Genomic DNA, 7,641 nt, shown 5'->3' on the forward strand with positions numbered 1-7,641 from the left:
CCGGTGACGTGCACACCGGCGCGGAGGCTCCGGGCATCATCCACGCGGGCACCGCCCGCCGGGCCAGCGACGGCGCGTTGCTCTCCGCCGGCGGCCGGGTTCTCTGCGGTACGGCCACCGGCGCCGACCTGGCCGCCGCGCGGGACGCCGCGTACGCGCTGGTGGACGGGGTGGAATTGGCCGGCTCGCAGCACCGCACCGACATTGCCGCCGCCGCCATCGACGGCCGGATCACGATTCCCGGCTGAAACCGGGCAACCCCCGGCCGCCCCGCCGCCGTTTGAGCGGTGAGACGAGGGGGTGGCCGGAATGCCGGTCGATGTCGAGGGTTACCGCGACTACGTCGGTGCGCGGCTGGAGCCGCTGCGCCGCACGGCGTACCTGCTCTGCGGTGACTGGCACACGGCCGACGACCTGGTGTCGACGGCGCTGGTCAAGTTGCTCCGGCACTGGTCGCGGGTATCAGTCATGGCCAACCCGGACGCGTACGTCCGGCGGACCCTGCTGCGGGTCTGGCTGGACGAGCGGCGTCGGCCGTGGCGGCGGGAGGCCGCCTGGGCCGAGGTGCCGGACAGCGCGGTCGCGGCCACTGGCACCGACGGCGCGGCGGACCGCCTGACCATCCTCGCTCTGCTGGCCGAGCTGCCGCCGCGTCGCCGTGCGGTCCTCGTGCTGCGCTACTTCTGCGACCTGTCCGTCGAGGAGACCGCGCAGGAACTCGGCTGTACTCCGGGCACCGTCAAGAGCCAGTCGGCGCGTGGTATCGAGGCGATGAGAGCCCGCCTCGCCCCGATGCCGGATCGAGTCGAGGAGGTACGCAACGATGGATGAGCTTCACGACCAGCTGCGTGCGGCGGTCGCCCAGGCGCCGCCGACTCGGATCGACGTGGACGAACTGATCCTGGCCGACCGGCGTCGCCGCCAGCACCGGGCGTGGGCGTTGACCGGCTCCGGGGTTGCCGTGGCGATGATCGCATTGACGTCGACGCTGGTCACCGGACCGTACCGGGACGCGCGGGAGCCGACGGCGAACACCGGCCCGTCACTCTGTGCCCAGCCGAACGCGTCTGCCGGCGGGTCCGAGCCGCCGTTCGAGCGGTACGGCACGGCGCACCCGTTCCCGTCGGAGCCGCCGGCCGCCGCCGTGGTCCGACTGACCGTGGCGCTGCGCACCGCCCTGAGCGTCAACCTGCCTCGTGAGCTGACTGTCGATTCGGGGGTGCCCGGGTGTCCGCTGCCGCAGCTGTCGTACGAGCGCACGATAACGGGGTACGTCTACGGGGTGACGGTCAAGCTGTCCAGGGGTGGTGACCAGGGCGATCTGGTCATCGGGATGCGTCCGACCCTCGGGGCGGTTCTTGGATGCCGGGCCGGCCCGTCCGGTAACGACTGTTCGGTCGAGCGGTTCCCGGACGGGACCGAGGCGGCCTCGGGTACCGATGCCGACTCGGCGGGTGCCGGCTCCCTTACCGCGACGGTGCTGCGTCCCGATGGGACAACGGTGGTGGTCAAGCTGGATCAACCCGGTGCGTCCGTGGACCAGCTGTTGCTAACCGAGGATCAGCTGGTGACCATTGGCCGGTGGCCGGGTTTCAACCTGTACCCGTGAGCGACGCGCCTCCCAACCGTCAGCCGTAGTAGCGGCGGAGTTCCCGGGTGAGCACCTTCCCGGTGGCGTTGCGGGGCAGGTACTTCACGAAGATCACGTCCCGGGGCACGCTGAACCGGGCCAGGAAGTGCCTGACGTATTCGCGTACCGCCTCGGGGTCGAGCGTCTCCCCGGGGTGCAGGGCGAGGAACGCGGAGAGGCGCTGGCCGTACTCGGGGTCGGGCACGCCGATCACTGCCGCCTCGCGGACCTGTGGCAGTTGCGCGAGCAGGTCCTCCACCTCGGACGGGAAGACGTTCTCGCCGCCGGAGACGATCATGTCGTCGGCCCGGCCGTCGACGAAGAGCAGACCGTCGGCGGTGAGCCGGCCGAGGTCGCCGGTGTCGAGCAGGCCGTCGCGGGTTTCCCGGTTGGCACCGGAGGTGTAGCCCTCGAAGAGCATCTCGTTGCCGACGAAGATCCGCCCGACCTGTCCGTCCGGCACGGGTTGGCCGTCGTCGTCGAGTATCTGCAGTCTGGTGCCGTGCGGTGGACGACCGGCGGTGGTGGGCGCCTGGCGCAGGTCCCGGGGGTCGGCGATGGAGGCCCAGGAGACCTCGGTGGACCCGTAGAGGTTGTAGATGACGTCTCCGTAGACGTCCATGAACGTGGAGGCCAGCCCGCCGGGCAGGGCGGAGCCGCTGACCGCGACCACGGTGAGAGGCGGGCGCGGGTCCGGCGGGGGCACCTCCAGCAGTCGCTGCAGCATCACCGGTACGGCGAAGAGCGCGTTGCACCGGTGCGCGGTCAGGGCGGCGAGCGTGGCGGTCGGGTCGAAGCGACGGTGCAGCACGATGGTGGCTCGCAGCGCCAGGCAGACCTGGAGGGCGGCGAATCCCCAGGTGTGGAAGATCGGCGCGGCGATCATCACCCGGTCCCGGGCGTGCAGGGGGATGCGGTCGATGATCGACACCAGCGGGCCGAAGCCGCCGGGCGTGGGCCGTCGGGCGCCCTTGGGCGTGCCGGTGGTGCCGGAGGTGAGCACGATGATCCGGCCGTCGCGTTCCGGCGGGTGCAGGTCGCCCGGGAGCGCCCCGGCCACCAGTTCCTCGCGGGCGCGTTCGTCGAGGCGGGTCAGTTCGGCGGGGAGGCCGAGGACGCGCTCGGCGAACTCGTCGTCGTGCACGAGCAGCCGCAGCCGCTGTTCCTCGGTGACGGTGCCCAGTTGAGCGGCGCTGAGCCCGGTGTTGACCAGCACGGCGTCGGCGCCGAGCAGGGTGGCGGCGACGATGGTCTCGATCAGCCCGTGGTGGTTGCGGCAGAGCACGCCGATCCGGTCGCCGGCCTGTACGCCGAGCCCGGCCCGCATCGAGCGGGCCATCCGTTCGGCCCGGTCGAGCAGTTCGTGGTAGGTCAGCTCGACGCCGTCCTCGTCGATGACGGCTGGACGGCCGGGGTCCCGGGCGGCTGCTTGGCGTAGCTCGCCTGCCAGGCTCCACCCCCACGTCCGCAACGCGTTGAGCTGCGAGGCGACCCGGATCGGGCTGCCGGGGGTGAGCAGCCCACGACGGGTCAGCGTGGCGACGATGAACGGCAGGTCCATGCCGCAGACCTCCTTGGGGTGGTACGCGGACGGGGCAGCGGCTACCCCGTCCATCAGGGCTTCTTTCTTTGATCATGCACTGGGCGCGGCTGAGGGCCCAGTTGGCGTCGGCGTGGGGTGACGAAGACGGCACAGATCGTGGAATCCGGGCCGCGTCGGCCCGACCGCCCCGCGGGCGGGCGGGCCGACGGCGGTCAGCGGATCTGCATCCCGGAGATGGCCCGGGAGATGACCAGTCGTTGGATTTCCGACGTGCCCTCGAAGATGGTGTAGATCTTGGCGTCCCGGTACCAGCGCTCGACCGGGTGGTCACGCAGGAAGCCGGCCCCGCCGAGCAGTTGCACCGCCTTCTCGGTGACCGAGACCGCCACCTCGCCGGCCTTGAGCTTGGACATCGAGCCCTCGCCGGCGGTGAACGGGCGGTTGTTGCGGCCCATCCAGGAGGCCCGCCAGACCAGCAACCGCGCCGCGTCGATCTCCATCCGCATGTCGGCCAGCGCGAACGCGACCGCCTGGTTCTCGATGATCGGGCGTCCGAACTGGACCCGGTCCTTCGCGTAGTCCAGCGCGTACTCGTAGGCGGCGCGGGCCACGCCGAGCGCCTGGGCGCCGACGGTGGGTCGGGACAACTCGAAGGTGCGCATCGCGGCCTGTCCGCTGGCCCGTTGCCCGGAGCGGGCGCGCGCCAACCGTTCGTCGAGGGCGTCCTTGCCGCCGAGCAGGCAGCGGCCGGGGACGCGTACCCTGTCGAGGAAGACGTCGGCGGTGTGGGACGCGCGGAGGCCGAGTTTGCGCAGCTTACGGGTGGCGGCCAGGCCGGGGGTGCCGGGCGGTACGACGAACGCCGCCTGGCCGCGCGAGCCGAGCGTGGGGTCCACCGAGGCGGTGACCACGTGCACGCCGGCGATGCCGCCGTTGGTGGCGTACGCCTTCTGGCCGGTGAGCACCCACTCGTCGGTGGCCTCGTCGTAGACGGCCCGGGTGCGCATCGCGCCGACGTCGGAGCCGGCCTCCGGCTCGCTGGTGCAGAACGCGGCGACGGCCGGCGAGTCGACGTCGCCGAAGCACTGCGGCACCCACTCGACCATCTGGTCGGGGGTGCCGGCGCCGTAGATGGCGGCGACGGCGAGGGAGGTGCCGAAGATGCTCAGCCCGATGCCGGCGTCACCCCAGAAGAGTTCCTCGCTGGCGATGGGTAGGGAGAGCCCGGTCGGGTCGGCCCAGCAGGTGGCGAGGAACTCGAAGCCGTAGAGGCCGACCTTGGCGGCTTCCTGGATCACCGGCCACGGGGTGTCCTCGCGTTCGTCCCACTCGGCGGCGGCTGGGCGCACGACCTCGGCGGCGAAGCCGTGCACCCAGTCGCGTAGATCCCGCTGTTCCTCGTTCAGGTCGAGCGAGAACTCAGCCATGTCAGGCCTTGGGGATGTCGAACAGGTTGGCGATGTTGGCGGCGAGGCCGAGGTCGCCCTTCGCCTTCAGCTTGCCGGTCATGAACATCATCACCGGGTTGGCGCCACCGGAGACGATCTTCAAAAACTCGACCGGGCCCATGGTGAGGCTCAGCTTCGGGTCGTGCTGCGGGGTCTCGTTGACGACGCAGGTGCCGTCGGCGATGACCACCTCGTAGGTGTCGCTGCCGCCGTCGGGCCGCCCGGTGATGATCCAGTGGATGACCGCGTTGGTGGAACCGGCCCGGTCGGCGCGGAACAGCGACGGCATCCGACCGAACACCTCGCCGAGGACCTTGTCCCGCATGTCACCGGACATCACCTGGGCGATCTTGTCGTCCGGGGTGGACTTGACCAGCTGGGCGAACTCCTTGGGGCCGACGTTGGCGAAGGTGGCCGGGTCGAAGTCAGTCATCAGGTGCGCCTTCCGAAGATTTGGCTACTCGCGCGTAACCCTACGCACGAGTAGGTATGCTCGCAAGGTGTCCACCGTTCCCGCCTTCAAGCGCCTGCCACGCGCCGTCCGCGAGCAGCAGATGCTCGACGCGGCCGTCAAGGTCTTCTCCCGACGCGGCTTCCACGCCGCCAGCATGGACGAGATCGCGGAGGACGCCGGCATCTCCAAACCCATGGTCTACGCGTACCTGGGCACCAAGGAGGAGCTCTTCGTCGCCTGCCTGCACCGGGAGGGCACCCGGATGATGCAGGCCATCGCCGGGGCGGCGGCCCCCGACCTGCCAGCCGACGAGCGGCTCTGGCGCGGGCTGAGGGCGTTCTTCGGCTTCGTGGGCGCGCACCGGGACGGCTGGGCGGTGCTCTACCGGCAGGCCCGGGGCGAGCAGCCGTTCGCCGGCGAGCTGGCCACCATGCGGGCCCGGCTGGTCGATGTGGTCGCCGGGATGCTCGACCACGCGCTGCGCGCCGAGGGCCGCGAGATCGCCGCCCTCGACCTGGAGGTCGTCGCGTACGCCCTGGTCGGCGCGACCGAGTCGCTGGCCGACTGGCTCGCGGACCACCCGGACGCCGACCCGGAGAAGACCGCCACCCGGATGATGAACGTGGCCTGGCTCGGTGCCGCCCAACTCCTGCACGGCGTCACCTGGCGTCCGCCGGTCGACTGACGGCCCCGGCGCGGACCGCGTCGCCGCCCGACTCGTCGGCCCGCGCCGCACGCCGCCGACGCCCGCGGAGCCAACGCACCACCTCGACGACCACCGTCACCGTCAGCGCGAGGCCCAGACCGAGCAGGAGTCCACGCAGCGGGTCCTGCTCGAAGGCCAACCCGCCCAGATAGCCGACCAGCGCCGAGTAGAGCCCCCACGACCCTGCGGCGAGCGCGTCGAAGGCCAGAAAGCGTCGCCGGGGATAGTGGACAGCGCCCATGGTGAGGGTGACAGCGGTCCGGCCGCCCGGCACGTAGCGGGCCACGGTGAGGATCAGCCCGCCGCGCGTCGCGATTCCCCGCCGGGCCCGGTCGACCGCGGCCCGGCGTCGACTTCCGGGCGGCAGCCGGTCGAGCAGCCGCGCGCCACCGCCCCGTCCGATCGCGTACGAGACGTGGTCGCCGACCAACGCCCCGGCGGCGGCCACCAGGACCACCGCCGGCAGGTACGGCGCGCCGGAGGCCGCGAAGACTCCAGCGGTGATCACCGCCGTCTCGCTCGGCACCACCGGGAAGAAGCCGTCGAGCACCGCGATCGCGAAGATCGCCAGGTACACCCAGGGCGAGGACATCGTCTCGTGCAGCAGGTCGAGTAGATCCATGATCCTGATGCTGGTGGGAGCGGCGGCTGCCGCCATCGGCCAGTGGTCAACCGGGCCCCACTACTTAGGTCGCATCCGGCCCCGACGGCAGGTAGGGGTCATCCCTCACGCCACCCCGGTCTGACCGCGCGGGACGCCTCGATCCGGCCGCCGAGCCCTAAGCTCGCAGCGTGGCCTCCAGCGCCGTCGCCGTCCGGCGGGCCGTCCAGCGGTACGCCTCGGTGCTGCTCGCCGTCACCGTCGCGGCAGCCGTCTGGGCCAGCTCGACCGGCGACATCGGCGTCCGCTCCCCGCTGCCGGGCGTCGTCGCGTTCGTCCTCGCGGTCGCCTCGGGTTGGGCCGCCGGCATGATCCGGACGCGCCGCTGGCCGTTGTTCCTGGTCGCGGCGGTCGGCTGGCTGGTGCTCGCCGCCGCTGCGGCCGGGGTGGTCGCCTCGTACCAGGCGGGCCTGCGGCTGCGCGGTCGACGGCTCGCCGGCTACCTCGCCGGTGCGGCGGTGGTGCTCGCCGGTGGGGTGCTGGTCGGGCTGGAGGTGGGCGGCACCCGCCGGATCACCACCGCCACCAGCGGCAACGTGCTGATCCTCGCCGCCGGTCTGGTCGGGCTTCCGTTGGTCTTCGGCCTCTGGGTGCGGGCGCGCCGGGACACCCTCGCCGCACTGCGGGACCGGGCCGAGCGGCTGGAACGCGAGCAGGAGGCCCGCGCCGACCAGGCCCGTGCCGAGGAGCGGACCAGGATCGCCCGGGAGATGCACGACGTGGTGGCGCATCGCGTCTCGTTGATGGTGGTGCATGCCGGCGCGCTGGAGGTGACCGCCGTGGACCCGGCGACAGTCGAGGCCGCCGCGCTGATCCGGACCACCGGGCGGCAGGCGCTCACCGACCTGCGTGAGGTGCTGGGCGTGCTGCGACAGGCCGGCCCGGCCGTGCTGCCGGAGCGCGGACTGGACGCGCTGGACGAGTTGATCGGGGAGTCCCGGGCTGCCGGGCTGCGGGTGTCCCGGCAGGACGAGGGTGTGCCGACGGCGCTACCGGCGACCCTGGGGCGTACCGCGTACCGGGTGGTCCGGGAGGCGTTGACGAACGTGCGCAAGCACGCCGCCGACGCCGAGACCGTCGTGGGCCTGCACTACCTGCCCGACGGGCTGGAGGTGCTGGTCCGTAACGGTCCGTCCGAGGGTGGGACGGCGCTGCCCGGTGCCGGCCAGGGGTTGCTCGGGCTGCGTGAGCGGGTGGAG

9 protein-coding genes are annotated in these 7,641 nt (G+C 72.2%); 5 read left to right on the forward strand and 4 right to left on the reverse strand.

Annotation, left to right across the window (positions count from 1 at the left end):
• From KBX53_RS15280 to KBX53_RS15290, 3 genes are all read left to right on the forward strand, one after another.
• A partial coding sequence (locus tag KBX53_RS15280; protein ID WP_305797948.1) for a phosphoribosylglycinamide synthetase C domain-containing protein occupies positions 1 to 248 on the forward strand: 248 nt, incomplete at its 5' end.
• Between the two features lie 61 nt (positions 249 to 309).
• Positions 310 to 831 carry a SigE family RNA polymerase sigma factor gene (locus KBX53_RS15285; RefSeq protein ID WP_030332153.1) on the forward strand — a complete coding sequence of 174 codons (522 nt, stop codon included), beginning with the start codon at positions 310 to 312 and terminating at the stop codon, positions 829 to 831.
• Positions 824 to 1,609: a hypothetical protein gene (locus KBX53_RS15290; protein WP_030332155.1), complete on the forward strand. Its 786-nt coding sequence runs from the start codon at positions 824 to 826 to the stop codon at positions 1,607 to 1,609. The genes KBX53_RS15285 and KBX53_RS15290 overlap by 8 nt, the downstream gene beginning before the upstream one ends.
• Before the next feature lie 19 nt (positions 1,610 to 1,628).
• Here KBX53_RS15290 and KBX53_RS15295 read toward each other — a convergent pair whose 3' ends face one another.
• The 3 genes from KBX53_RS15295 to KBX53_RS15305 all read right to left on the reverse strand — a co-directional run bounded on the left by KBX53_RS15295 (position 1,629) and on the right by KBX53_RS15305 (position 5,054).
• Positions 1,629 to 3,191 (reverse strand): AMP-binding protein, encoded by a 1,563-nt coding sequence (locus KBX53_RS15295; RefSeq protein ID WP_210859961.1) that lies wholly within the window; start codon positions 3,189 to 3,191, stop codon positions 1,629 to 1,631.
• Between the two features lie 194 nt (positions 3,192 to 3,385).
• Positions 3,386 to 4,600 (reverse strand): acyl-CoA dehydrogenase family protein, encoded by a 1,215-nt coding sequence (locus KBX53_RS15300; RefSeq protein ID WP_210859957.1) that lies wholly within the window; start codon positions 4,598 to 4,600, stop codon positions 3,386 to 3,388.
• Position 4,601: 1 nt separating this feature from the next.
• Complete coding sequence (locus tag KBX53_RS15305; protein ID WP_030332160.1) at positions 4,602 to 5,054, reverse strand: SCP2 sterol-binding domain-containing protein; 453 nt, start codon at positions 5,052 to 5,054, stop codon at positions 4,602 to 4,604.
• Between the two features lie 67 nt (positions 5,055 to 5,121).
• Between KBX53_RS15305 and KBX53_RS15310 the strand changes: the two genes are divergently transcribed.
• Positions 5,122 to 5,760 (forward strand): TetR/AcrR family transcriptional regulator, encoded by a 639-nt coding sequence (locus KBX53_RS15310; protein WP_030332161.1) that lies wholly within the window; start codon positions 5,122 to 5,124, stop codon positions 5,758 to 5,760.
• Here the strand turns inward: KBX53_RS15310 and KBX53_RS15315 are convergent.
• A complete protein-coding gene (locus tag KBX53_RS15315) occupies positions 5,735 to 6,406 on the reverse strand; it encodes a DedA family protein (RefSeq protein ID WP_036411517.1) in 672 nt (223 codons plus the stop codon). The genes KBX53_RS15310 and KBX53_RS15315 overlap by 26 nt on opposite strands.
• A 167-nt stretch (positions 6,407 to 6,573) precedes the next feature.
• Here KBX53_RS15315 and KBX53_RS36995 point away from each other — a divergent pair.
• Positions 6,574 to 7,641: histidine kinase (locus KBX53_RS36995; protein ID WP_210859959.1), on the forward strand; the 1,068-nt coding region annotated here is incomplete at its 3' end.

It is taken from the genome of Micromonospora sp. M51 (genome assembly GCF_018070305.1).
GTDB classification, from domain to species: Bacteria; Actinomycetota; Actinomycetes; order Mycobacteriales; family Micromonosporaceae; genus Micromonospora; species Micromonospora parva.